The sequence below is a fragment of the Cupriavidus sp. CuC1 genome (assembly GCF_044627735.1).
In the GTDB taxonomy this organism is placed as follows: Bacteria; Pseudomonadota; Gammaproteobacteria; order Burkholderiales; family Burkholderiaceae; genus Cupriavidus; species Cupriavidus ulmosensis.
The window spans coordinates 32525-57382 of sequence record NZ_JBIUHC010000065.1; the positions used below are offsets into that span (position 1 = coordinate 32525).

Genomic DNA, 24858 nt, shown 5'->3' on the forward strand with positions numbered 1-24858 from the left:
CTGTAGAGACCGTCGTCTTTGTCTTGCGGGGCTATAGCTGCCCCATTAACGTATACTATATTCTTGATCTGCATCAAAACAAGCGAAATCTGCCTGAGCTAGGGAATCCACCCAATCTGGTGCAAACCCTTATATTTCCGCGCTCAAACGGGGATTTCAGCACCTTTTGCAAGCCGGTGGTACCTACCCCGTCGGTTCTGGATGCCTTCTCATTGAATTTTATGTAGACTGTATACCAATATGAAGCGCCAGCAGGATGCCACACGACGGGGCGCCGGGCGCAACCCCAGACTTCAATCCAATCCGCCATGACGCTTACCTCCCTTCTTCCCGCCGGCATCAGCGCCTGGCAATTCGGCATGATGGGCGCGCTGATCCTGGTGGGTGCCTGCCTGCAGGGCGTAGGCGGGATCGGCTTCTCCATGGTGTCGGCGCCGGTGGCCGTGCTGTTCTTCCCGCAACTGGCTCCGGGTCCCTTGCTTGCCATGGGCGGGCTGGTCTCGTTGCTGGGTGCGATACGCGAGTTCCGTGCCATTGCCTGGCGCACGGCGGGCAACGCCCTGGTTGGCCGCGCCGCCGGCACGGTGGTGGCGGTAGCGGCGATGACGCAGTTGCCGGCCGGGTTGCTGGCGCTGGTGTTTGCGCTGTCGATCCTGGCCGCGGTGGCGCTTAGCCTGCTGGGCTGGCGGGTGCAGGCATCCGGCCTCAACATGGCCGTGGCGGGCGCGGCGTCCGGCTTCATGGGTACGGTCACCTCGGCCGGCGCCCCGCCCTTTGCCATCGTCATGCAGCACCTGCCACCGCCACAGTTGCGCGCCACCATCGGCTGCATCCTGTGTGCCGGCGCGGCTTTTTCACTGGCGATGCTGGCCGCCGCCGGCCGCTTCGGGCTAGTTGATTTATGGCTCAGCCTGAGCTTGTCGCCCATGCTGCTGATCGGCTTTGCCGTTTCCAATCGCCTCAAGAACCGCTTTTCGGCCAAGGCCGTGCGCAAGCTGCTGCTGGCGCTGTGCACTGCCGGCGCCGTTGGCGTGCTGGTCAAGCTGGCCTTGCCCGCCTGACGCCTCACCTTTAGTTACCCCTCCATTCCCGTCACTCCAGGAAATAATCCATGCTGCATATCACCGACGAGATGATCGACCGCCACGTCAGCCCCGCCGACGCCCAGCAAGTGATGCTGGACGCCTTCCGCAGCTTCGGACTGGGCAAGGCCGCCATGCAGGAGCGCATCCGCACCGAGGCCGGTGGCGTCAAGCTGTCCACGCTGGGCGCGGTGATTCCCGAGCAGCAGGTGGCCGGCGCCAAGGTCTACACCACCATCAAAGGACAGTTTTCCTTTGTCATCCTGATTTTCTCCACCGAGGACGGCCGGCCGCTGGCGTCGTTCGATGCGGGTGCGATCACCCGGCTGCGCACTGCCGCCTGTTCGGTGTTGGCCGCCCGGCACCTGGCGCGGCCGGGAGCCGAAGTGCTCGCGCTGTTCGGCGCCGGCACGCAAGGCGTGCAGCATGCCCGCCAACTCGCCGCCGCCCTGCCGCTCAAGCGCATCCTGCTGTCTGACCCGTATGCCGATGCCGCCATGCCCGAGCGCCTGGCGCAGCAGTGCGGCATCCCCGTCGATTTTGCCGAGCCGGACCAGGCCGTGGCACATGCCGACATCGTGGTCACCGCCTCGCGCTCCACCACGCCGCTGTTTTCCGGCCATTCGCTCAAGCCCGGCGCCTTCGTCGCGGCCATCGGTTCAAGCCTGCCGCATACCCGTGAGCTGGACGACGTGGCGCTCTCCCGCGCGGCCCGGCTGGTGGTGGAGTGGCGCCCGCAATCCATGCGCGAGGCCGGGGACATCGTGCTGGCGGATCCCGCCGTGCTGCCGGTGGGCAAGATCGTCGAGCTGGCCGATGTGGTGACCGGCAGCGTGAAGGCGCGTGGCAATGACACGGACATCCTGATCTACAAGTCGGTGGGTGTGGGGCTGGAGGATGTGGCGCTGGCGGGCTTCGCCTACCGGCAAATCGAAGCCGCGGGTGAAGCCAGGGCCGCGTGAGTGCGGCGCTGCGGGCATAAAGGCTGCACATCAGCAATATCGGCCAAAACCTCTTTCGCAGAATTGTAGATAGTATACAATCTACATCATGGTGTCGGATGGCGCGGATAAAGCCTCCGGACCACGCAACGCTACCCCCCACCTTGAACTCGTTCCCCCAGGAGCCCCCGATGGCCGAACTGATGAACCGTGATGATTTCCGTGCCGCCCTTGAAAACGCCATCAAGGGCAAGAGCGCCAACAAGGCCCCCTTCAGCGTGGCCTGGGCCAGCGGCAAGCTCTCCCGCGACCACCTCGCCCGCTGGGCCGAGAACCACTATCACTATGTCGGCCCCTTCGCCGACTACCTCGCCTACATCTACGCCCGCACGCCCGACCGCTTCACCGAAGCCAAGGACTTCCTGCTGGCCAATATGTATGAGGAGGAAATCGGTGGCGATCGCCACACCGACCTGCTGGTCCGCTTTGCCGAAGCCTGCGGCACCACCCGTGAGCGCGTGGTCGATCCCGACAACATGTCGCCCACCACCCGTGGCCTGCAAAGCTGGTGCTATGCGGTAGCCATGCGCGAAGACCCGATCGTGGCCGTGGCCGGCCTGGTGGTTGGCCTGGAATCGCAGGTGCCTTCGATCTACCGCAAGCAGACCCCGACCCTGCGCGACAAATACGGTTTCACCGACGAAGAAGTCGAATTCTTCGACCTGCATATCGTCTCGGACGAAATCCATGGCGAGCGCGGCTACCAGATCGTGCTGGAACACGCCAACACGCCCGAGCTGCAGCAGCGCTGCCTGAAGATCTGCGAGATCGGCGCCCAGATGCGCCTGCTCTACACCACCGCGCTGTATCACGACTACGTCGCGCAGGAGATCCCCCTGCCTGAGCTGGACATGGCTGCCTGACGCAGCCGCCAGATCCCGCGATTACGCGCGGCCGGTGCGCATCCGCCCGGCCGCCCCTGACAGACCGCTTGCGGAAACGTTGTATGCCTAAAGTCGTATTTCACAAGAATGGCCAGACCTTCGAGGATGAGGTCAAGCCCAGCACCAACCTGGTGGTGCGCGCCGGGATCAAGCAGTTTCCGTATCCGAACCTGCGCTACGAGTGCGGCATGGGCAAGTGCTCCAAGTGCGCGTGCCGCGTGATCGCCGGCGCCGAGCACCTGCCGCCGCCGAACTGGAAGGAAAAGAAGCAGCTTGGAGAGCGGCTGGAACAGGGCTATCGCCTGACCTGCCAGATCTGGCTGGAGCATGACATCGAGCTGATCCAGGACGAGTTGCCGGTAGAGAGCGCGGCCGCCGCCAGCGGCGCGACGAATGCCCTGCAAGCCAGCGCCCCGGGCAACGCTCAGTAATCCATCAGCATCCACCAAGCGCAGTCATGTACGTAATACTCAGCAGCAAGCCGGGGCAGTTTCGCACCGAACTGGTAGAGGGGCTGGTGGCCGTCGAGGCTTACGACTATCTCTTCTACGGCCGCAGGACGGCGCACTTCGTCATCGCCGAGCTGGCGCACCCGGTGAAGGTAAAGGTAGTGGAGGAGTTCAGCGAAGAGGTCGATGCCGCGAGCCGCCCTGCCCCCACCGTCAACTACGTGCCCTCCAAGTTCCTCGAGCAGTTCGACACGCTGCAGGGCGCACGCGACGAGCTCACGCGGCTGGCCACCTTCGGCAGCATGGACATCACGCTGGTCAAGCGTGAATGACATGCGCGTGGCCGACTGAATCCACCGTGTATGACCGGCACAGCGCCGGACAGCCCCCTCATGCCATCGGACCGTTTCCATGATTGAAATCACCTTTGTCAGCAACGACGGCAAGATCGTCAGCGCCCCCGAAAACAGCAACCTGCTGCGCGTTTCCCTGCGCGAGAAAGGCGGCATCCCCTTCAAGTGCGGCGGTGGCCTGTGCGGCACCTGCAAGTGCAAGATCGAGCGCGGGCTCGAGTTCACCGACGCCATCAAGCCGAAAGAGCGCAAGCACCTGTCGGAGGCACAATTTGGCGAGGGCTACCGCATGGCCTGCCAGACCTTCGTCAACGGCGACATCGCCGTGTCCTGGGAAGCCCAGGCGAGCCCGGCCAAGGCCGCCGTTCCGGTCACCGGGTCCGTCGCCGAATAGGTCCGCGCCCCCTACGGGAACTGCAGCGCACTTGCGCGCCGCGCTGCCACGCCAATGATTGCGGCGGCAGCGCCAGGCCAGATACGATGCCGTTTCGGCGCAGACCGGCAGCCCCCGTCCAGCCACGCCGGCACAGGAGACAAGCCCCCATATGGAATCACATATCGCTATCGGCGCAGCCCACTGGGTCTACCTCGCCGGCGTCATCGCCATCGTGCTCACGATGGTATTTCGCGCCAATGTGGTCGTGCCCGCGATCCTCGCGACCTTTCTCGTCACATTGGCCTGGACCCATAGCCCGGTCAGCGCGCTGGCCAGCATCTTCAACGCCAGCTTTGTGGCCGCGCGCGAGCTGTTCAATATCTTCCTGGTGATCGCGCTGATGACGGCGCTGCTCAACGCGCTCAAGTCGCTGCGCTCCGACGTGCGCATGGTGGAGCCCTTTCGCGCCGTGATGAAGAACGGCCATGCCGCCTACTTCATGCTGGCCGCCATCACCTACACCATCTCGCTGTTCTTCTGGCCGACGCCGGCCATTCCGCTGGTGTCCGCCATCCTGCTGCCGGCGGCCATCGCCGCCGGGCTGCCGCCGCTGGCGGGCGCCATGGCGATTGCCATCGCGGGCCAGGGCACGGCGCTGTCGTCGGACTATGTGATCGGGGTGGCGCCAGGCATCAGCGCCAAGGCCGCCGGGGCTGCCGTCAGTGCCGCCATGGTGGCGGACCGCGCGCTGGTGCTGTCGCTGATCACGGGCGGCATCGCGCTGACCATGGCGTACTTCTCCATCCGCGCCCAGATCCGTCCCGCCCATGCCAGCCACCTGGACCGCTGGCAAGGCCGCGCGCCCGACGCAATCCTGGCCAGCGTCGAAGCCGCGGGCAGCTTCGACAAAGCCGAGCTGGCGCGCGGCACCGCGCACCACGAGCCGCTGGGCACCGCTGCCAATATCGCCCGCAGCCTGTCGATGGTGGAGTTGCGCCAGATCAAGTGGTCCAAGGCCTTCGCCGTGCTGACGCCGCTGGCTTTTGCCGCGGTGATTGCCCTGATGGTCGTGCCCAAGCTTGGCCTGGGCATGGCCGAACTCAAGGGCGGCGAGGCGGCCGCCATGGTGGGCGGCATGGCGGCCCTGCTGATGATCTTGTGCACGCTGGCGGCCGAAGGCCCGCGCAAGATGCTGGATGTCAGCGCGGAACACATCACCGACGGCTTTGTCTTCGCCTTCAAGGCGATGGGCTCGGTGCTGCCGATCGCGGGCTTCTTCTTCATCGGCGCGGGCGACACCGCCGGCGCGATCCTGCACCTTGGCGCCGGCCATGCGCCCAGCCTGCTGTTCGAGCTGATCCAGGGCGCCGAGCAGTGGATCCCCAACAACCATGTGCTGGTGGCCTTTGGCGTGCTGCTGGTCGGCATGATCACCGGCATCGACGGCTCCGGCTTTGCCGGCCTGCCGCTCACCGGCACGCTAGCCGGCGCGCTGGGCCCGACGGTTGGCATCGACGCCGCCACGCTGTGCGCCGTGGGCCAGATGGGCGCGGTCTGGACCGGCGGCGGCACGCTGATTGCGTGGTCGTCGCTGGTGGCCATCACCGGCTTTGCGCGCGTGCCGGTGCTCGACGCGGTGCGGGCACTGCTGGTGCCCGTGCTGGCCGGACTGGCGGTATCGACGATGTGCGCGGTGGTGCTGTGGCGCTGAGTTGCCGCTCACGCACGCCATGGCTTCAAACCCGATTGCTTTGATTCTCCTGGAGCGTTACGCATGACAACTCCTGCTTCCGCCAGCCCCGCCGCCACCTCCGCCACCGCTGGCGAAGGCGTGCGCGCGCCGCACTGCATGGTCGCCACCGGCCACCCGCTCGCCGCCGAGGCCGCGCTGCAGGTGCTGCGCGAAGGCGGCAGCGCCATCGACGCGGCGCTCGCGGCCGATGCCATCCTGGGCGTGGTGGAGCCGATGGCAACGGGCATCGGCGGCGACATGCTGGCCATGATCGTCGAGCCCGACGGCCACGCGCTCAGCTACAACGGCACGGGGCGCGCGCCCGCCGCGTTTCCCATGCACGCGCTGGCGGACCTGCCCAGGCAGCGCATCCCCGAGCGCCACGCACTCTCGCTGACCACGCCCGGCGCGGTACGCGGCTGGGAGGACCTGCACCGCCGCTACGGCCGGCTGGAATGGCGGCGCCTGTTCGCGCCCGCCATTGCGCTGGCGCGCGACGGCTTTGCGGTAGCGGCGGTAGCCGCGCGGGAATGGGCGCTGTTCGACCGCGTGCTGCACCAGGACCCGGTCTGCGCCGCGCTCTATCGCGCTGGCCGTCCACCAGCGGCCGGCGAGACCTTCAGCAACCCTGAGCTGGCCGCCACGCTGTCCGCCATCGCCGCCGAGGGGGCCGATGCCTACTACCTCGGCAAGCCCGCCCACGCCGCCGAAACGGCCAGCCGCAACGCCGGCGGCGCGCTGGCTGCGGCGGACTTCGCCGCGCACCGGGGCGATTTCTGCACGCCGGTCTCCACGAACTTTCGCGGCCTGACCGTGCTGGAGTGTCCGCCCAATACGCACGGCGTCGCCATCCTGCACGCGCTGGATGAACTCGGCGAGCTGGATCCGGACATGCTGGGTGAAGACGATCCCGCGGCCGTGCTGCACACGGTGCAGGCCATGGGCCGCGCCATGCAGTACGCCAAGGAAACCGTGGCGGACCCGGCCGGCAACACGGTATGCACCGTGGTGGTGGACCGCAACGGGCTGGCAGTCACGCTGATGACCAGCATCTTCAAGCGCTTCGGCTCGGGCATCGCCGTGCCCGGCTGCGGCTTTGTGCTGCAGAACCGCGGCTTCGGCTTTGCCGGGCCTGGACACATCAACGGCCCCGCCCCCGGCAAACGCCCCTACCACACGGTGGTGCCCGGCGCCGCGCTGCGCCATGGCCGCTTCCACGCGGGCTTCGGCGTGGTCGGCGGCCTGATGCAACCGCAAGGCCAGTTGCAGTTGCTGGTGCGGCTGGCCGCCTGGCAGCAACCGCTGCAAGCCGCGCTCGACGCGCCACGCTGGCGGCTGGAATCCGACACCGCGCTCGCGATCGAAGCCGGCATGCCGCAGGCCATCGTGCAGGCCCTGCGCGACGCGGGCTACGGCGATCCCGCCGGCCTTGGCGAGCTCGGCGGCCGCAGCGATTTCGGCGGCGCGCAGATCGTCATGCGCGATGCCTCCGGCGACCTGCTCGGTGCCTCGGACAAGCGCAAGGACGGCATCGCGCTGGGCGAGTAGTCCCTGCAAGACATCCCCAAACATCCAAACCCAACCCGCTGGAGCCCCACCGGTGACCCTGAAGATCTACGGCATCCCTGCCTCGCGCGCCATCCGCCCCATCTGGGCGGCAGAAGAGCTCGGCCTGCCTTACGAGAACATTGCGCTGCACTACGCCTCGGAAGCGGTCAAGGCGCCCGCCTACCTGGCGATCAATCCTAACGGCACGGTGCCCGCCATCGACGACGACGGCCTGCTCATCTACGAATCGCTCGCCATCACCCTGCATCTGGCGCGCAAGCACGCGGGACTAGGCCTGTGGAATGGCACCGCGGAGCAGGACGCCCACATCCTGCAATGGACGCTGTGGGCCGCCACCATGGTAGAACCGCTCACCACCCAATGGGCGCAGCACACCCGCCTGCTGCCGGCCGAGCAGCGCAACCCGGCGCTGGCCGAGGGCGCGCTGGCGGCTCTGCGCAGGCCGCTGGGCGTGCTGGATGCGCACTGCGCGCGGCATCCCTACCTGCTGGGCGAGGTCTTCACGGTAGCGGACCTGAACGTCGCGTCGGTGTTGCACCGGCTGGCGGATCTTGACGCGGCGGGCTTCACCAGCCTGGGCGAATGGCATCAGCGCTGCGTGACGCGGCCGGCGGCGCTGCGGGCGTTTGCGATGCGGCAGAAGGCGGCCTAGCGAGCGGGTGACCGCGGGCTCCCCTCAGGGGGGGGCTAGGAGCCACTTGAAGCGAAGCCTTCGGTTGTTTCCAGCACGACAGCGTAACGAGCGCCCGCCCTCTCCCCCGGCCCCTCTCCCACTGCGTGGGAGAGGGGAGCAAACCAGCGGCAAAGTCAAAGCACCACTCGGTGTAGCCGTGATTTCCGCCCCCAGGCGGAAATCACCAAAGCGCGATGCGAAGCGAGCCGTGAAGGTTTGAATCTCCCGTTATGGGGCGCCTTCTTTGCCTACTTTCTTGGCGGGCGAGACAAGAAAATAGGTCACCTCCCCGCAGGGGAGGTGAAACTGCCTTTGACTCTAAGCTTTTGACGTTAAGCAGTTGAATTTGCCGTGGGGCAGCGCAGATGGTGAACATGAACCGGCGTTGCGAAACCCTACAACGGAAACCGCTGCATGTAATACGCCTGCCACTCATGGAGATGCTCCTGCATGGCGCGGCTGGCGGCGTCGCCGTCGCGCGCGGCCAGTGCGTCGAGGATCTTGCGGTGTTCGGCCAGCGCCTGCGGAATCAGCTCGGCGCGCATGCGCAGCTGGTTGAGGCCGTGGTGCAGCAGGCGGTAGCGCAGGATGTCCTCGCGCAGGCGCTTGCTGCCGCAGGCGTCTGCGATGGCCAGGTGGAAGTTGTCGTCGAAATCGGCCCAGCGGACCAGCGCCTCGGTGTCGTCGACGCTGGCGGCGGCGCCCGCACCCATGGCGTCGGCAGCGTCGGACAGCGCCTTGAGCGTGACGCGGTCCAGTTGCGCGGCGGCGATGCGGGCCGCCTCGCTCTCCAGCAGCTTGCGCATATCGAACACCTCGCGGATATCTTCGCGCGAGAAGCGCGCCACCACCGGGCGCCGGTTCGCCTCCTGGGTGATGAGCCCATCCTTGACCAGTTCGCGAATCGCCGTGTGCACCGGCGTGCGGCTAACGCCGAGCTCCTGCGCAAGCCGGATCTCGTTGACCACCTCCCCCGGCTTTAGCTGCCCGCTAATGATGGCCGACAACATGGCCTGGTAGACCCGTTGCGAAAGCGGCTGGTCGTCCTGGTCCGGCGGGAGCGCTGGCAATTCCTGTGACATCTCTGCGATCGGCATTTCTGGTGTGAAGAAGGCCCGGCATTGCCGCCCTTTGCGGGCGGTTTGACCAGGCTGGCGAAAGCATTATGCAGCAAAGGCCAATGTCTGCGCATTTTTCGCCAACTGAATGCCAACCCAAATAATTGCATGCATTTCGCTGATTTGGCGTGTAGTATTGCCTGCATACCGAGAGTTGCCGTGCCGAAACAGCAAGTAAAGTGAAGCTAATGACACATTTCACTTGGATACGGCAAACCAGCAAGCGAAAAGGCCGGGCGGAGGAGACGCCATCCCCGATGCCTTCCCCTTGATTCATCACTCCCAGACCCATGCCAACAGTCGTGCTCCCACCGAGGTTCGCCGCCGTGCGCATCGTTGCCGACGATCTTTCCGGCGCGTGCGACAGCGTGGCGGCGTTCGCCGGCCATGGCAGCGGCGAGGTGCGGATGCGCGCGGAAAGTGCGGGTGCCCGTGCAGCTTATGGGGCACGGGAGGGGCGGATCCAGGCGCTCGATGCCCACTCGCGGGCACGCCCCGCCGCCGAGGCCGCGCAGGTGTTCGCCCAGGCCTTTGCCGAAGGGTTCGGTCCGCGCGCGCAAGAAGACGCAGCGGCAACGGACTGCCTGCATTTCCACAAGCTCGATTCCACGCTGCGCGGCCATATCGGCGCCGAGCTGATAGCGGCGCGCAACGTCGTTGGGGCCGCTGGCCCGATCTGGGTCTGCCCGGCGTTTCCGGCGCAGGGCCGGACGCTGCGCGAGGGCCAGGCTTACCTGGATGGCAAACCGCTGTCAGGCACTGCGCTGTGGTCCACGCTAGGCCTCGCCAGCGATCACCTGCCGACGCTGCTCCGTGCTGCCGGCTTGCGGGTCAATGTGCTGGCGCTGCCGGCTTTGCGGGCACTGGTCAATGGCGGTGCTGCCCCGCTTGGCCTGGATAGCGCATGCGACGCACTCGTGTGCGATGCGCAAACCGACGACGACCTCTCTCTGCTGGCCACGCTGATCGCATCCCGGCCCGGGCCCGTGCTGGCCGCTGGCTCCGCCGGCCTCGCGCGGCAACTGGCCGCGCATGTGGCTACGGCGCCCGCAGAATCAAACCGCGACACCACCCACGCAGCCGGGGCGACGGCGTCGGCAACCACTGGCCGGCTCGCGGTCATCGGCAGCATGTCCGCGCTGGCCGCCGAGCAGGTCCAGGCGCTGGCCGCCACCTGCCTGCCGGTGCCCTGCTCGCCGCGCATGCTGGTTGACGGCGCGGCATCCGCCGCCTGGCTCGCGCAGCGCCAGCGAGTCGCTGACGCGCTGGCGCTCGGCCACGATGTGGTGATCCACGTCGAAGGCCCGGCCGACCCGGCATTGGACGGCAGCGCCCTGTGCGCCGCGCTGGCCCGCTTTGCCGCCCCGATGGCGCAGGCGGCGGCGGGGCTGGTGCTGTCCGGTGGCGAAAGCGCGCGCGCCGTGCTGGAGACGCTGGGCGTAAGCCAACTCACCAACGTGCGCGCACTGGTGCCCGGCGTGACCAGCGCCCGCGCGCAGCTGCGCAACGCCGCAGGCCCTGCAGGCTTCGGTCACGACAGCAAGACGGTGCCGGTCTGCATCAAGGCCGGCGCCTTTGGCCAGCGCGACACGCTGCTGGCCTGCATGGCGCACCTGCGCCAGACCACCGCGCCGGCGTCTGCTGCCGATGCCATGCGCGCCAGCCCCACTCATCCGGAGCAGGCCAGCCCTGCCAACACCCGCCTCAGCGAGCTCCCCATGTACCGACCGAGAATTGCCATCACCATGGGCGACGCCGCCGGCGTCGGCCCCGAGATCATCGTCAAGTGCCTGGCCGACGGCACGCTCTATGCGCAATGCCGGCCCTTCGTGGTGGGCGATGCCGCGCGCCTGGAAGACGCCTTGCGCCGCACCCGCACCGCGCTGCGCATCGCACGGGTGACGGATCCCGACGAGGCCACGTTCGAGCCCGGCACCCTTGCCTGCATCGACCTTGCGCTGATCCCTGCCGACACGCCTTACGGCAAGGTCTCTGCCATCTGCGGCGATGCCGCCTACCGCTATATCGCGCGCGCCGTCGAGTTCGTGCAGGCCGGCAAGGTCGATGCGATCTGCACCGCGCCGCTGAACAAGGAAGCCCTGCACCTGGGCGGCCACCGCTACCCCGGCCACACCGAGATGCTGGCCGCGCTCACGGGCACCGAGGAGGTCTCGATGATGCTGCTGGCGCCGAACCTGCGCGTGATCCATGTCACCACGCACATCGGCATCCTGGATGCGGTCGAGAAAATCAACGCCGGACTGGTCGAGCGCACCATCGCGCGCGGCGTGCAGGCCTTGCAAAAGAGCGGCATCGCCCAGCCGCGCGTGGCGGTGTGCGGCATCAACCCGCACGCCGGCGAAAACGGCCTGTTCGGGCGCGGCGAGGAAGCCGAGAAAATCGCCCCCGCCGTGGCTGCCTGCCGTGCGCGCGGATGGCTGGTGGATGGCCCGCTGCCGGCCGACACCCTCTTCTACCGCGCCACCCGCGGCGACTTCGACCTGGTGGTGGCGATGTATCACGACCAGGGCCACGGCCCGGTCAAGGTGCTGGGGCTGGAAGCCGGCGTCAACGTGACCATCGGCTTGCCGGCGGTGCGCACCTCGGTGGACCACGGCACCGCGTTCGACATTGCCGGCAAGGGCGTGGCCGATCCGCGCAGCATGACGGAAGCCATGCTGCAGGCGATTGCGATGGCGCCAAAGCCGGACGCAGGGACAGTGCAAGCAGCCTGATCCAGCTTGCCCGGAAAACAACCAGGAAAACAACCAGAACAACAACCAGAACAACAAAGGAGACAACCATGCTGCGCAAATGGATCACCCTGCTGATGGCCGCGACGCTCACCGCGCTGGCGCTGCCGGCCAGCGCCAGCGCCCCCCCGGCCTGGCCGCAGCGCCCGGTGCGCGTGGTGGTGCCCTATGGGCCGGGTGGTGCCTCCGACGTGCTGGCCCGCCTGCTCGGCAGCAAGCTGCAGGAAGTCTGGAAGCAGCCGGTGGTGGTCGAGAACCGCACCGGAGCCGGCGGCAATATCGGCACCGACAATGTCGCCAAGAGCGCGCCCGATGGCTACACCCTGCTGCTGGGCGACCTGTCCAACTTCGTGATCGCGCCGGTGGCCTACAAGAACCTGCCGTATGACGTGATCAAGGATTTCAGCGCGGTGGTCACGCTGACCTACTCGCCCTACATGTTGCTGGTATCGCCGCAGACCAAGGCGAACTCCCTCAAGGAACTGGTGGACTACGCCCGCGCCCATCCGGGCAAGCTCAACTGGGCCACCACCGGCATCGGCAGTGGCCCCCACCTGGCCGGCCTGCAGTTCGCCCGCAAGCTCGGCATCGACTGGCTCTACCTGCCCAACAAGGGCGGCGCGCAGGCCAATCTGGACGTGATGGGCGGCCAGGCCGACCTGATGTTCAACAGCATGGTGGCCAGCGCCTCGTACGTGCGCGGCGGCAAGCTGCGCGTGCTGGCCTTCACCAGCCGCGAGCGCAACCCCGAGTGGCCCAACGTGCCAACGGTGGCGGAAGCCGTGCCTGGCTTCACCGCCGGCGGCTGGCAAGGCATGCTCGCGCCCGCCGGCACCCCGCCCGAGGTGATCCGCAAGATCAACGCCGACGTGGTGCGCATCCTGCAGCAGCCCGAAATCCGCCAGCGCCTGGCGCAGCTCGGCGCGGAGCCCGTAGGCAATACGCCCGAAGCCACGCAGGCGTTCGTCCGCGACGAGAAAACACGCTGGGCCGACCTGATCCGCGAGAGCGGCCTGAAGCTGGACATGTAAGCACACCAGCACACCAGCACACAGCCGAACCTTCAAACAACCGACCCCTCGGAGACTTTCCATGCAACTTCCCGTCAACGCCTTCAAGCAGGCCATCCTCGCCGACCAGCCGCAGATTGGCCTGTGGTGTTCGCTGTCTTCCTACCAGGTGGTGGAACTGGTGGCGCGCTCGCAGTTCGACTGGCTGCTGCTCGATATGGAGCATGCCCCCAACGACATCTCCACCCTGCACACGCAACTGATGGCCACCGAAGGCACCAAGAGCCATCCCGTGGTGCGCCCGCCCTGGAACGACATGCTGTGGATCAAGCGCTGCCTGGATATCGGCGCGCAATCGCTGCTGCTGCCCTATGTGCAAAACGCCGAGGAAGCCGCCAACGCCGTGGCGTGGAGCCGTTTTCCCAAGGGCGGCATGCGCGGCGTGGCCAGCGGCACGCGTGCCGGCGGCTTTGGCCGCATCAAGGACTTTCTGCATAACGTGCAGGAGCAGACCTGCGTGCTGGTGCAGCTCGAGTCGATGGAGGCGATCCGCAACGTCGACGCGATCTGCGCGCTCGACGGCGTGGACGGCGTGTTTATCGGCCCGAGCGATCTCTCAGCCGACATGAACCACCTGGGCGACATCCAGCACCCCGAGGTGCAGGAAACCATCGCCGCCACGATCCGCCGCATCCGCGCCAACGGCAAGGCCGCGGGCATTCTCACCACCGAAGCGCAGGGCCAGCAGTACATCGACATGGGCGCGCGCTTTGTCGCGGTGGGTACCGACATGACCCTGCTGCGCCTGGCGACCGACGCGCTGGCGGCGCGCTTCAAGCAGCCGCAATAAGAGCCGCTACAAGCCGCAATAAGCCCGCATAGCATCAATTTCTCTCCTGGAAGATTCGAGATGTCTGACTTCAAGATGCAATACCGGCGCCTGGGCGCCAGCAACCTGCAGGTTTCCGCCCTGTGCCTGGGCACCATGATGTTTGGCGACCAGACCGATGAGGCCGAGGCCGGCCGCATCGTCGACAGCGCCCGCGCGCATGGCGTCAATTTCATCGACACCGCCGACATGTACAGCCTGGGCGGCTCGGAAACGATGGTGGGCAAGCTGCTGGCGGGCGACCGCCATGACTGGATCCTGGCCAGCAAGCTGGGCAACCCGATGCAGGCCGCCCCAAACCACTCGCACTACTCGCGCGTGTGGATCGTGCGCGCCGTGGAAGACAGCCTGCGCCGCCTGGCCACCGACTACCTTGACATCCTCTACCTGCACCGCGACTACGCCGGCGAGAACCTCGAAGAAGCGGTGCGCGCCATGGGCGACCTGATCCACGCCGGCAAGATCCGCTACTGGGCCGTGTCGAACTTCCGCGGCTGGCGCATCGCGGAGATCGCGCGCCTGTGCGACTTGCTCAACGTGCCCCGCCCGGCGGTCTGCCAGCCCTACTACAACCTGCTCAACCGCATGCCCGAAGTGGAGATCCTGCCGGCCTGCCAGCATTTCGGGCTGGGCGTGGTGTCGTACAGCCCCATCGCGCGTGGCGTGCTGACCGGCAAGTACCTGCCCGGCCAGCAACCGCCGCAGGACTCGCGCGCCGGCCGCGCGGACCGCCGCATGATGGAGACCGAGTTCCGCGAGGAGTCGCTGGTGATTGCGCAGACGCTGAAGCAGCATGCCGAAGCGCGCGACCTCAAGCTGGGCCAGTTCGCCACCGCCTGGGTGCTCGCCAACCCCATCATCAGCTCGGTGATTGCCGGGCCGCGCACGCTGGCCCAGTTCGAGGACTACTTCGGTGCCGTGGGCGTGGCGATCTCGCCGGAAGAAGAAGCCATGGTCGACGCATTGGTGCGCCCCGGCCATGCGTCCACGCCGGGCTACAGCGATCCCAGCTATCCGCTCACGGGGCGGCCGGTGGCAGCCTTGGAAGGCTGAGTCAATCAGGCACTGGCTAAAGCATAAAGACAGACCTAACCCACCCCGGCAACGGGGGAGGAGACAAGATGATTGCAAGACGATTTCCCGCATTGGCGGTAGCCGCGCTGGCCATGGCCGCGACCGCCCTCGCTTTGGTACCGACCGCTGCCCGCGCCGACGACTACCCCAGCCGCCCGATCAAGCTGATCGTGCCCTTCCCGCCCGGCGGCGGCAACGACAACGTGGCGCGCCCGATTGCGCAGAAGCTATCCGACGCGCTCGGCCAGCAGGTGATCATCGACAACCGCCCCGGCGCCGGCACCATGATCGGTGCCGAAGCGGCGGCCCATTCCGCGCCGGACGGCTATACGCTGTTCCTGGGGTCGATTGCCTCGCACGCGATCAGCCCCAACCTGTATGCGCGAGTGCCCTACGACCCGATCAAGGATTTCGAGCCGGTGTCGCTGCTGGCCTCGGCGCCGACCTTGCTGGTAGTCAACACGCATACGCCCTACAAGACCCTCAAGGATGTGCTGGTGGCGGCCAAGGCCAACCCCGGCAAGCTGACCTACGGCTCCGCCGGCAGCGGCACGCCGCCACACCTGTCAGGCGAGATCTTTCGCAGCCAGGCCAGTATCGACTTGCTTCACGTGCCCTACAAGGGAGGCTCGGGGCTGTTGCCTGATGTGATGGCCGGCCGGGTGGACATGATCTTCGACACGGCCGCGTCCTCCATGCCCCACGTGCGCAGCGGCAGCCTGCGCGCTATCGCCATAGCCCGCGCCACGCGCCAGCCGGACCTGCCGGATGTGCCCACCTTTGCCGAACAAGGCTTTCCCAAGTTCCAGACCTCGGGCTGGTACGGCATCCTGGCGCCCGCCAAGACGCCCAAGCCAGTGATCGACAAACTCTACGCCGCGCTGCAGAAGGCCATGGTGCAGCCGGAGGTGACCAGCCGGCTGAAGACGCTCGGGGTGGATCCCATCGTCAGTACCCCGCAGGAGTTCGGGACCTTTATCCGTGCGGAGCTGGAGAAATACAAGCAGGTTATCCGGCAGGCGGATATCAGGGAATGACGGCGTGATCGCATAAAGCGAAAGACATGCGAGCGAAGGCTGCCTAAGCGGCAGCCTTTTGCACTTCCATTCTCCCGTCCTTACGCCCTGCCTTGCGTCCTTCCTTGCGCCGCCCATACCACCCGCCGATCACCAGCAACAGCGCCACGGCCACGATATCGCCGCCCAGCGCGATCGGCCGCGGCGGCCGGCCGCCGGCAATGCCGTAGGTAAAGCCCTCGATCACCACCGACACCACCGCGCCAAAGACAAAGCAGAACAAGCTATGGCGGCCAATCTGCACCACCGGCCCCATCACCGACGCCAGCCGCGCCACCCAGCCCGCGCGCACGGCCAGATAGCAAAGCCAGGCCAGCCCGAGGAAGCTCACGATGCGCAGCGCCGCCAGGCTCTTCTTGGGCAGCGGGAAGACCATGGTCGGCAGCCAGGCGGGCAGCCATGGCTCGTACATATGCGGACGCATCCACAGGTAAGCCAGCAGCACGCCCGCCAGCGTCACCGCCACGGCGAGCACCGTCACCACCCAGCGCACCAGGGCCTGGCGCGGCAGGATCATATCGGGCCGCAGGCGCGTCACAAGGCCCAGCCCGAACAGCAATTGCCACGCGAAGGGGTTGAAGCTCCAGCCATTGCCATCGCTGCTGGGCAGCAGCGGCGTGAGCATCGGCGCCATCAGCCACAGCAGCCCGCTGGCGCCGACAAACGTCAGAGGCACCGCGCGCGCCATGCGGATCGCCAGCGGCGCAAACAGGATGAAGACCGCGTACATCGGCAACACGTCCGACACAAAGGGCTGCCGCGCCACGCTGAACACCTCGATCAGCGTGCTGAACGGATGCGCCATGAAGATCGGCGCCTCCGTGGAGCGGATCGCCGGCGCCGGCACCCTCGCCAGCGCCAGCAGCAGGCCGAACACCAGCATCAGCACGCCCGTCAGCACGAACGCCTTGTAGATCTCCCAGCTACGGCGGATCAGGCGGTTCTGCGCGGCGCTGGCGCCATGCCGGGCCTCCATGGCCACGTAGGCCGCGCCGGCAGAGTAACCGGCCAGGAACACAAAGATCTCCGCCGCATCGAAGAACGCGAAATTGCGGATGGTGTAATCGGCCAGCACGCTGCCGTTCACGTGGTCAACCACAATGAAGATCAGCGCGATGCCGCGAATCAGGTCAACCTCAGTTCTGCGCTGGGTTTCGGTTGTAGACAAAAGCAACTCCTGCAATTCCCGCTAATCCGGCTGCCCCGACAAAGCGCCCGGATGTCTCCGAAGCCACGTATAAGTGGCCTCTGCATTATTCAATGTGTGTAATTCCGCACCCAGGGGCGGGCGAGCTGGCGCCCGGCATGCAGCCGGCGCACCTTGGCTTTGTCCCGGATTTCCTGAAAAAGTGCAATGAGGCACACTCGCGGGCCGAAAACGGCAAAACGCCCGGCGGCGCGACGCCCCGGGCGTGATGATACGGCATATTGGGGATTACCCTAGGGCAAGGTTCCAGGGACTGGAAAGGAAGAAGCAAGCGGGCCGCATTGCGCGGCCCGGGTCAGCCAACGCTTGGCGACGGGTCAAATATCGCGACCTGCGCATCCCCTCACCCAATCACCTCCCCCGCCAACTCCATCTCCAGCCAGGCCCGGAAGCGTTCCACCCCGGGCCGCACCACGCTGGAAGCCACAATCTGGTAAGTCGGCCCCTGCGCCACATGCTCCGGCAGCACCACCTGCAACTGCCCGCTCTTGAGCATCGGCAGCACCATGGGCGTGCGCCCGATCGCAATGCCCGCCTGCTGCGCGGCGGCATTGAGCACGTGCGCGTACTGCGAGAAGTAAAGGCAAGGCTGCTTGGACGAGCGCATCAGCCCAAGACGCTGATACCACTGTGTCCATGACATCCAGTCAAAGCGGGCGCCGGGATCATGGAACACCAGCAGCGGCGTATCGAGTATCTGCCGGGCTTCTGTAATGCGCGCAGCCACGGCCGGCGCGGCGACCAGCATCAGACGTTCCTGCAGCAGCGGGCGGGGATCGTCGGGGCCCACCGGGTGCGTGCTGAGCCGGATGGCGATGTCGATGCCGTCGCGCTCCAGGTTGACCATGGGCTCGGACGCGTCGATGCGCACGTCGATGCCTGGCTCGGCGGCCTGGAAGCGCGCGAGCTTGGGCACCAGCCAGAGCGATGCGAAGGATGGCGTGGTGGTGACGGCGATGGAGATCCGGTCAACGGCGAGCAGGCTGTCGATCGCGGCACCGAGCTGGCCGATCGACAGGCGCGCCGCCTCATAGAGCTGGCGGCCTTCCGGGGTCAGGCTCAGGCCTTTGCCGCCGCGCCGGAAGAGCGCGGCGCCGAGCACGTCTTCCAGGCTCTTGACCTGCTTGCTCACCGCGGACTGGGTGATGCAGAGTTCTTCGGCGGCGGTGGTGAAGCTGAGGTGGCGCGCGGCGGATTCGAAGCCGCGCAGGGCTTCGAGCGACATGGCGCGCAGCGCATTGGTGGAGGCTCGGCTCAGGATCGACATGACGGCCAGGCATACCCTTCATGAAAAAGCTTCCGGGCGGCGCTGGCTGTTCCCGGCAAGAATGCAAGCACCGTTGCAGAGATTGGCGGGCTAGCCAGGAGGCTATCGTGAGCACAAGACAAGGCAACTGGATCCTCGGCCCGGATCCGCTGCGGATCCCGCTCGGATTGGGATCTTACCTGATCTGCGTAGAGGGCATCGTGTGGCTCACGCAGCAGTCGGCAGCGCTGGATGCGGCTAGCCGCGACACGGTGCTGGCGAGCGGCGAACGCTTTTGCGCCCGGCAGGAGGCCGTGGTCTTTGTCTCCAGTTTTCGCGGCCGCTCGGCGCGCATCGCCGTTCGGGCAGTCGACTGACCGCACCGGCCAACCATGGAAACAAATCAGGACAACCAGGACCCGCTGAAGATGACCAACCTATCCGACATGACTAACGCAGACGACTTGGTGCAATACGAAGGACTCGGCCAGCACGCGCTGCTGGTGCTGAACCGCCCCGACAAGCTGAACGCCCTGAGCTACGCGTTGATCGACGCGCTGATGGCCAGGCTTGATGCCATCGAGGCAGATCCCGCCGTGCGCTGCGTGATCCTGACCGGCCGCGGCACGCGGGCCTTCAGCGCGGGCGCCGACATTGCCGGCTTCGCGCCTGACATCGCGGCTTCCCCGGAGCAGGCGCAGCGCCGCTTCCTGCTGCGGGGACAAGCCATGACGCGACGCATCGAGACGTTTCCAAAGCCGGTCATCGCAGCGGTCAATGGCCTGGCCTTCGGCGGTGGCTGCGAGATCGTGGAGGCCTGCAGCCTGGCCATCGCGGCCGGGCATGCGGCCTTTGCCAAGCCCGAGATCAAGCTGGGCTTCCCGCCCACGTTTGGCGGCACGCAACGCCTGCCGCGCCATGTAGGCCGCAAGCGGGCAAACGAAATGATCCTCACCGGCGAGCCGATCGATGCCGACAGCGCGTTGCGGTTCGGCCTGGTCAACGAGGTTGTGAGCGCCGCCGACCTGCTGCCCGCCTGCCTGCGGCTGGGCGACCGGATCGCGCGGCATTCCGCGATCGCGGTCACCGCCTCGCTGCGCGCCGTCACCCGCGGCATCAACCTGCCCATCGATGAGGGGCTGGCGGTGGAGGCGATGCAGTTCATGATCGCCGCAGCCTCGCAAGACGCGCGGGAAGGCAGCAGCGCTTTTGTGGAAAAGCGCCCGGCCGTGTTTCGCGGCGTGTGAGTATCGGGCGAGGCGCCGGGGGCGTGTGCCAGGCGGCTCGCGCCTCGCCCATGCGGGGCTGGCGTTGGCGGCTTGCAAGACATATATTGACCAGCACAAGCGCGGCCGCGCACGGGCTAGCCGACCTTTCACGAAAGGCTGCGAATAGCCGGGACGGCGTGCCGAAGGAGACTGGCGATGCAAGCGGAACTGGCAGGCGCGGCAGTGCCTGGATCCTCAAGACTGGGCGCCGTCCTGCGCGTTACCAGCGGCAACTTCCTCGAACAGTTCGACTTCTTCCTGTTCGGTTTCTACGCCACCTACATCGCCCACACCTTCTTTCCGGCAAACAGCGAGTTCGCCTCGCTGATGCTGACCTTCGCCGTGTTCGGCGCGGGCTTCCTGATGCGCCCGCTCGGCGCGATCTTGCTGGGTGCCTACATCGACGAGGTGGGACGCCGCAAGGGCCTGATCGTAACGCTTTCGCTCATGGCCTGCGGAACCATCCTGATCGCCCTGGTGCCGGGCTATGCCAGCATCGGCATGGCGGCGCCGCTGCTGGTGCTGATCGGCCGGCTGCTGCAGGGCTTCTCGGCGGGCGCGGAGCTGGGCGGGGTGTCGGTCTACCTGGCCGAAATGGCCACGCCGGGCCATAAGGGCTTCTATACCGCCTGGCAGTCTGCCAGCCAGCAGATCGCCATCGTGGTAGCGGCCGGGCTCGGCTTTGGGCTGAACCGCTGGCTGACGGCCGACGAACTGGGCGCTTGGGGCTGGCGCATCCCGTTCTTTATCGGCTGCCTGATCGTGCCGTTCCTGTTCGTGCTGCGCCGTTCGCTGCGGGAGACCGAGGAGTTCCGTGCCCGCCGGCACCATCCGAGCACGCGCGAGGTATTCGACTCCATGCTGAGCAACTGGCGCACGGTGCTGGCCGGCATGCTGCTGGTGGCAATGACCACCACCACCTTCTACCTCATCACCGTCTACACCCCCACGTTCGGCAAGACGGTGCTCAAGCTCAGCACGACCAACAGCCTGGCCGTCACGCTATGCGTAGGCGTTTCCAACTTTATCTGGCTGCCCATTGGCGGCGCCCTGTCCGACCGCATTGGCCGCCGTCCCATCTTGCTGGCGATATCCGCCATCGCGCTGGTCACCGCCTATCCCGCCCTGTCGTGGCTGGCGGGCGCGCCCAGCTTCGAGCGCATGCTGATCGTGCTGCTGTGGCTGTCCTACCTCTTCGGCATGTACAACGGGGCCATGGTGGTGTCCCTGACCGAGGTGATGCCGGTGGAGGTGCGCGTGGCCGGCTTCTCGCTGGCCTACAGCCTTGCCACCGCGGTGTTTGGCGGCTTTACGCCAGCGGTCTCGACCTACCTGATCGAAGTGACCGGCGACAAGGCCGCGCCGGGCTACTGGATGAGCTTTGCCGCGGCATGCGGGTTGCTGGCCACCCTCATCCTGTATCGCAAGGCGCGTCCCGTGGCATCAGCATTTTGAGGTGCTCAAATAACCTATTACAGAGCATAGCGCCGCAAACATCACAAAATCACCTGCTTTGCCCTACAGATCTGCTTCACGTGTTCGGGCCATTTTGTGCGCCGCAACAACGATTCCCGGCAAGCCCCTCTTCCAAAAAGCCAAATTGTCGAACCCGGCACAAGGCGCGACACTCTCTGCGAGCGGCGGCAGTCAAGCCAGCGAGCCATGAGACACGCAAGCACATCCCCGAGAGCCGCAACGGCAGCCCTATGTCACAGACAAGCACTGACTTCACCCCCCTCGCCGCCCTCGTGGATGCACAAGCCGCGCTGCGGCCCCGGCATCCGGCCGTGGTACTGGACGAACGCAGCGTCGATTTCGCCAGCCTGAACCGGCTTGCCGACCGCGTTGCCGCCGCGCTGCAGCGCGACGGTGTGCCGGCGCAAGGCGCCGTCGCCATCTGTGCGGCCACCTCGATCGAATACGTCGCCGCCTTCCTCGGCAGCCTGCGGGCCGGCGTGGCGGTGGCGCCGCTGTCACCCTCGCTCAACCCGGAAACGCTGCGCGGCATGGTGCAGGACTCGGGGGCGCGCCGGTTGTTTATCGATGCCACCACGCGCCAGGCCCTGCAGGGGCTGGAAGCCGAACTCGGCATTCCCTGCATCGCGCTGGACGACAGCCATGCAGGCGTTCCCTTCAGCCCGTGGCTGGCCCCCGAAAATACCCGGCCGGCTGCGGTCGACGTGCAGCCAGACTGGGCCTTCAACCTGATCTATTCATCCGGCACCACCGGCGTGCCCAAGGGCATCATCCAGCCGTTCGGCATGCGCGCGTCGCACGTGCAGCGCGCCACCCAGGGCGGCTATGGCCCGGACAGCGTGGCGCTGCTATCCACGCCGCTGTACTCCAACACCACGCTGGTCAGCCTGTTCCCCACCTTGTCGCTGGGCGGCACCGTGGTGCTGATGCGCAAGTTCGATGCCGGCCAGTACCTGGCGCTGGCCGCACGGCACCGCGTCACCCACACCATGCTGGTGCCCGTGCAATACCAGCGCATCCTGGCCCACCCAGACTTTGCCAGCACCGATCTGTCGTCGTTCCGCTATAAATTCTGCACCAGCGCGCCGTTTGCCGCCGCGCTCAAGGCGCAGGTGCTGGCGCGCTGGCCCGGCGCGCTGATCGAGTACTACGGCATGACCGAGGGCGGCGGGCGCTGCGAGCTGCGCGCGCACGAGCATCCGGACAAGCTGCACACAGTCGGGCGCCCCTCGCCGGACACCGATATGCGGCTGCTGGACGATCACGGGCGCGAGCTCCCGGCCGATGCACCGCGCGACACCCCGGGCGAGATCGTCGGGCATTCCCCCGCGATGATGTCCGGCTACCACAATCATCCCGAGAAGACCGCCGAGGCCGAGTGGTTCGACGCCACCGGCAAGCGCTTCATCCGCACCGGCGACGTTGGCTATTTCGATATCGACGGCTTCCTGATCCTGATGGACCGCAAGAAGGACATGGTCATCTCGGGCGGCTTCAACATCTACCCGAGCGACATCGAAGCAGTGCTGCTCGGGCATCCCGACATCGCCGACGCGGCGGTGGTCGGCGTGCCCTCGGAGCGCTGGGGCGAAACGCCGGTCGCCTTCGTGGTGCTGCGGCCCGGCGCCACGACCGAAGCCACCGCGCTGCTGGACTGGGTCAACGGCCGGCTCGAGAAAATGCAGCGCCTGGCCGCGCTGGAGCTGTCGCAGGAACTACCGCGCAACGCCATCGGCAAGGTGCTCAAGCGGGACTTGCGCGACCAGTACGGACGCGCCGGCTGACGCTAGCGGCAACAAGCAAGAACGCAAGACATCGGTTATATCCATACTGGCTATATCCATAGGCATCACAGCACACCAAAGTACCCGGGACAACTAGGGAGACCCATGAGCATCAACGGCAAGGCATACATCGTCGGGGCCTACGAGCACCCGACCCGCAAGGCACCAGACAAGACCGTCGCGCAACTGCACGCCGAGTCCGCCAAAGGCGCGCTGGAAGACGCAGGCCTAACCCTGCAGGACGTGGACGGCTACTTTTGCGCGGGCGACGCGCCCGGCCTCGGCGCGCTCAATATGGTCGACTACCTCGGCCTGAAGGTGCGCCACGTCGACTCCACCGACACCGGCGGCTCGGCGTATATCGTCCACGTGTCGCACGCCGCACAGGCCATCGCCGCCGGCAAGTGCAATGTGGCACTGATCACGCTGGCGGGCCGGCCGCGTTCGGAAGGCTCGAGCGGCACGCAGGCGCGCAACTGGGGCGCCAACCTGCCCGACCAGCCGTTCGAAGCGCCGTTCAGCCCGGTGACCGTGAACCTGTACGCGATGGTGGCGATGCGCCATATGTTCCAGTACGGCACCACCGCCGAGCAGCTTGCCTGGATCAAGGTAGCGGCCTCGCATCATGCACAGCACAATCCCCACGCCATGCTGCGCGAAGTGGTGACGGTGGAAGACGTATTGAATTCGCCGATGATCTCGGATCCGCTGCGCAAGCTCGACTGCTGCGTGGTGTCCGACGGCGGCGGCGCGCTGATCGTGGCACGCCCCGAAATCGCCGCCAAGCTCAAGCGCCCCAAGGTGAAAATCCTCGGCGCCGGCGAAGCCGTCAAGGGCCAGCTCGGCGGCATGGTCGACCTGAGCTGGTCGGGCGCCGCCATCTCCGGCCCGATCGCGTTTGAAGAGGCCGGCATCCGCCCCTCGGATATCAAGTACGCCTCGATCTACGACAGCTTCACCATCACCGTGCTGATGCAGCTGGAAGACCTGGGCTTCTGCAAGAAGGGCGAAGGCGGCAAGTTCGTGGCCGACGGCAACCTGATCTCCGGCGTGGGCAAGCTGCCTTTCAACACCGACGGCGGTGGCCTGTGCAACAACCACCCGGCCAATCGCGGCGGCATCACCAAGGTGATCGAAGCCGTGCGCCAGCTGCGCGGCGAAGCCCATCCCGCCGTGCAGGTCAAGAACTGCGACCTGGCCCTGGCCCAGGGCACCGGCGGCTACCTCGGCTCGCGCCACGGCAGCGCCACTGTCATCCTGGAACGGGAGTAATAAGATGAGCACACCTTACACAGCCACTCCCCTCAAAGCCCCGCAGGTTGCGCCAGACAACATCGAGTTCTGGGAAGCCGCGCGCGCAGGCCGCCTGCTGGTCAAGCACTGCAAATCCTGCGGCAAGCCGCACTGGTATCCGCGCACGCTATGCCCGTTCTGCATGGGCGAGACCGAATGGAAGCAGGGCTCGGGACGGGGCACCATCTACTCGTTCAGCGTCACCCGCCGTGCGGGCCCCACGCCGTTTTGCATCGCCTATGTGGCGTTGGAAGAAGGCGTGACCATGATGACCAACATCGTGGATTGCGACCTGGATACCGTGCGTATCGGGCAGGCAGTGAAGCTGACCTTCACGCCGACCGAGGATGGGCCGCCGGTGCCGACCTTTACGCCGGTTAGCGCAGGCTAAGGCCGACGGGAGCGCGATGCATATCGCCTCTGCGAGCGCCCGCCCTCTCCCCCGGCCCCTCTCCCACAAGAGTGCTGAGGTTTGCCCACAAATCGGCGTCCTCGATAAGGCAGTGCTACTTGTAAACACAATCTGACGGTGTTAACTTCAGTCG

At 66.6% G+C, this 24858-nt stretch carries 23 protein-coding genes; 20 read left to right on the forward strand and 3 right to left on the reverse strand.

Annotated elements, in window-relative coordinates:
- The first annotated feature begins 308 nt into the window (after positions 1–308).
- The 9 genes from ACGLHR_RS25890 to ACGLHR_RS25930 all read left to right on the forward strand — a co-directional run bounded on the left by ACGLHR_RS25890 (position 309) and on the right by ACGLHR_RS25930 (position 8098).
- Positions 309–1061 (forward strand): sulfite exporter TauE/SafE family protein, encoded by a 753-nt coding sequence (locus ACGLHR_RS25890; protein ID WP_318238618.1) that lies wholly within the window; start codon positions 309–311, stop codon positions 1059–1061.
- Between the two features lie 50 nt (positions 1062–1111).
- Positions 1112–2044 carry an ornithine cyclodeaminase family protein gene (locus tag ACGLHR_RS25895; RefSeq protein WP_400096925.1) on the forward strand — a complete coding sequence of 311 codons (933 nt, stop codon included), beginning with the start codon at positions 1112–1114 and terminating at the stop codon, positions 2042–2044.
- 170 nt (positions 2045–2214) lie between these two features.
- Positions 2215–2946 carry an iron-containing redox enzyme family protein gene (locus ACGLHR_RS25900; protein ID WP_318238700.1) on the forward strand — a complete coding sequence of 244 codons (732 nt, stop codon included), beginning with the start codon at positions 2215–2217 and terminating at the stop codon, positions 2944–2946.
- A gap of 83 nt (positions 2947–3029) precedes the next feature.
- A complete protein-coding gene (locus tag ACGLHR_RS25905; RefSeq protein ID WP_318236555.1) occupies positions 3030–3398 on the forward strand; it encodes a 2Fe-2S iron-sulfur cluster-binding protein in 369 nt (122 codons plus the stop codon).
- Positions 3399–3424: 26 nt separating this feature from the next.
- Positions 3425–3748 carry a ferredoxin gene (locus tag ACGLHR_RS25910; protein ID WP_318236556.1) on the forward strand — a complete coding sequence of 108 codons (324 nt, stop codon included), beginning with the start codon at positions 3425–3427 and terminating at the stop codon, positions 3746–3748.
- 79 nt (positions 3749–3827) lie between these two features.
- Positions 3828–4163: a 2Fe-2S iron-sulfur cluster binding domain-containing protein gene (locus ACGLHR_RS25915; RefSeq protein WP_318236557.1), complete on the forward strand. Its 336-nt coding sequence runs from the start codon at positions 3828–3830 to the stop codon at positions 4161–4163.
- 151 nt (positions 4164–4314) lie between these two features.
- A complete protein-coding gene (locus tag ACGLHR_RS25920) occupies positions 4315–5856 on the forward strand; it encodes a hypothetical protein (RefSeq protein ID WP_400096926.1) in 1542 nt (513 codons plus the stop codon).
- Between the two features lie 63 nt (positions 5857–5919).
- Positions 5920–7425, forward strand: a complete 1506-nt coding sequence (locus ACGLHR_RS25925) for a gamma-glutamyltransferase family protein (protein ID WP_400096927.1) — start codon at positions 5920–5922, stop codon at positions 7423–7425.
- A 52-nt stretch (positions 7426–7477) separates the two neighbouring features.
- On the forward strand, positions 7478–8098 hold the full coding sequence (locus tag ACGLHR_RS25930) for a glutathione S-transferase family protein (protein ID WP_400096928.1): 621 nt from the start codon (positions 7478–7480) through the stop codon (positions 8096–8098).
- Positions 8099–8514: 416 nt separating this feature from the next.
- Here ACGLHR_RS25930 and ACGLHR_RS25935 read toward each other — a convergent pair whose 3' ends face one another.
- Positions 8515–9201, reverse strand: coding sequence for a GntR family transcriptional regulator (locus ACGLHR_RS25935; RefSeq protein ID WP_318236561.1), 687 nt, complete (start codon positions 9199–9201; stop codon positions 8515–8517).
- Positions 9202–9527: 326 nt separating this feature from the next.
- Between ACGLHR_RS25935 and pdxA the strand changes: the two genes are divergently transcribed.
- The 5 genes from pdxA to ACGLHR_RS25960 all read left to right on the forward strand — a co-directional run bounded on the left by pdxA (position 9528) and on the right by ACGLHR_RS25960 (position 16000).
- Entirely contained in the window at positions 9528–11972 is a 2445-nt protein-coding gene (pdxA, locus tag ACGLHR_RS25940) for a 4-hydroxythreonine-4-phosphate dehydrogenase PdxA (RefSeq protein ID WP_400096929.1), read from the forward strand.
- 68 nt (positions 11973–12040) lie between these two features.
- Positions 12041–13021 carry a Bug family tripartite tricarboxylate transporter substrate binding protein gene (locus tag ACGLHR_RS25945; protein WP_400096930.1) on the forward strand — a complete coding sequence of 327 codons (981 nt, stop codon included), beginning with the start codon at positions 12041–12043 and terminating at the stop codon, positions 13019–13021.
- A gap of 61 nt (positions 13022–13082) precedes the next feature.
- Positions 13083–13850, forward strand: coding sequence for an HpcH/HpaI aldolase/citrate lyase family protein (locus ACGLHR_RS25950; RefSeq protein ID WP_318236564.1), 768 nt, complete (start codon positions 13083–13085; stop codon positions 13848–13850).
- A gap of 60 nt (positions 13851–13910) precedes the next feature.
- Positions 13911–14942, forward strand: a complete 1032-nt coding sequence (locus ACGLHR_RS25955; protein ID WP_400096931.1) for an aldo/keto reductase — start codon at positions 13911–13913, stop codon at positions 14940–14942.
- 68 nt (positions 14943–15010) lie between these two features.
- A complete protein-coding gene (locus ACGLHR_RS25960) occupies positions 15011–16000 on the forward strand; it encodes a Bug family tripartite tricarboxylate transporter substrate binding protein (protein WP_400096932.1) in 990 nt (329 codons plus the stop codon).
- A 43-nt stretch (positions 16001–16043) separates the two neighbouring features.
- Here ACGLHR_RS25960 and ACGLHR_RS25965 read toward each other — a convergent pair whose 3' ends face one another.
- Positions 16044–17207: an OpgC domain-containing protein gene (locus ACGLHR_RS25965; RefSeq protein ID WP_400096933.1), complete on the reverse strand. Its 1164-nt coding sequence runs from the start codon at positions 17205–17207 to the stop codon at positions 16044–16046.
- Between the two features lie 382 nt (positions 17208–17589).
- A complete protein-coding gene (locus tag ACGLHR_RS25970; RefSeq protein WP_400096934.1) occupies positions 17590–18513 on the reverse strand; it encodes a LysR substrate-binding domain-containing protein in 924 nt (307 codons plus the stop codon).
- Between the two features lie 107 nt (positions 18514–18620).
- Here ACGLHR_RS25970 and ACGLHR_RS25975 point away from each other — a divergent pair, with 107 nt between their 5' ends.
- The 6 genes from ACGLHR_RS25975 (at position 18621) to ACGLHR_RS26000 (ending at position 24704) form a co-directional block, all read left to right on the forward strand.
- A complete protein-coding gene (locus ACGLHR_RS25975; RefSeq protein WP_400096935.1) occupies positions 18621–18869 on the forward strand; it encodes a DUF2917 domain-containing protein in 249 nt (82 codons plus the stop codon).
- A gap of 15 nt (positions 18870–18884) precedes the next feature.
- Positions 18885–19739 (forward strand): crotonase/enoyl-CoA hydratase family protein, encoded by an 855-nt coding sequence (locus ACGLHR_RS25980; protein WP_400096936.1) that lies wholly within the window; start codon positions 18885–18887, stop codon positions 19737–19739.
- 177 nt (positions 19740–19916) lie between these two features.
- Positions 19917–21215 carry an MFS transporter gene (locus ACGLHR_RS25985; RefSeq protein WP_400096937.1) on the forward strand — a complete coding sequence of 433 codons (1299 nt, stop codon included), beginning with the start codon at positions 19917–19919 and terminating at the stop codon, positions 21213–21215.
- Positions 21216–21466: 251 nt separating this feature from the next.
- Positions 21467–23020 (forward strand): class I adenylate-forming enzyme family protein, encoded by a 1554-nt coding sequence (locus ACGLHR_RS25990; RefSeq protein ID WP_400096938.1) that lies wholly within the window; start codon positions 21467–21469, stop codon positions 23018–23020.
- Between the two features lie 105 nt (positions 23021–23125).
- Positions 23126–24292, forward strand: a complete 1167-nt coding sequence (locus tag ACGLHR_RS25995; RefSeq protein WP_318236573.1) for a thiolase domain-containing protein — start codon at positions 23126–23128, stop codon at positions 24290–24292.
- A 4-nt stretch (positions 24293–24296) separates the two neighbouring features.
- Positions 24297–24704: a Zn-ribbon domain-containing OB-fold protein gene (locus ACGLHR_RS26000; protein ID WP_400096939.1), complete on the forward strand. Its 408-nt coding sequence runs from the start codon at positions 24297–24299 to the stop codon at positions 24702–24704.
- Positions 24705–24858: the final 154 nt, after the last annotated feature.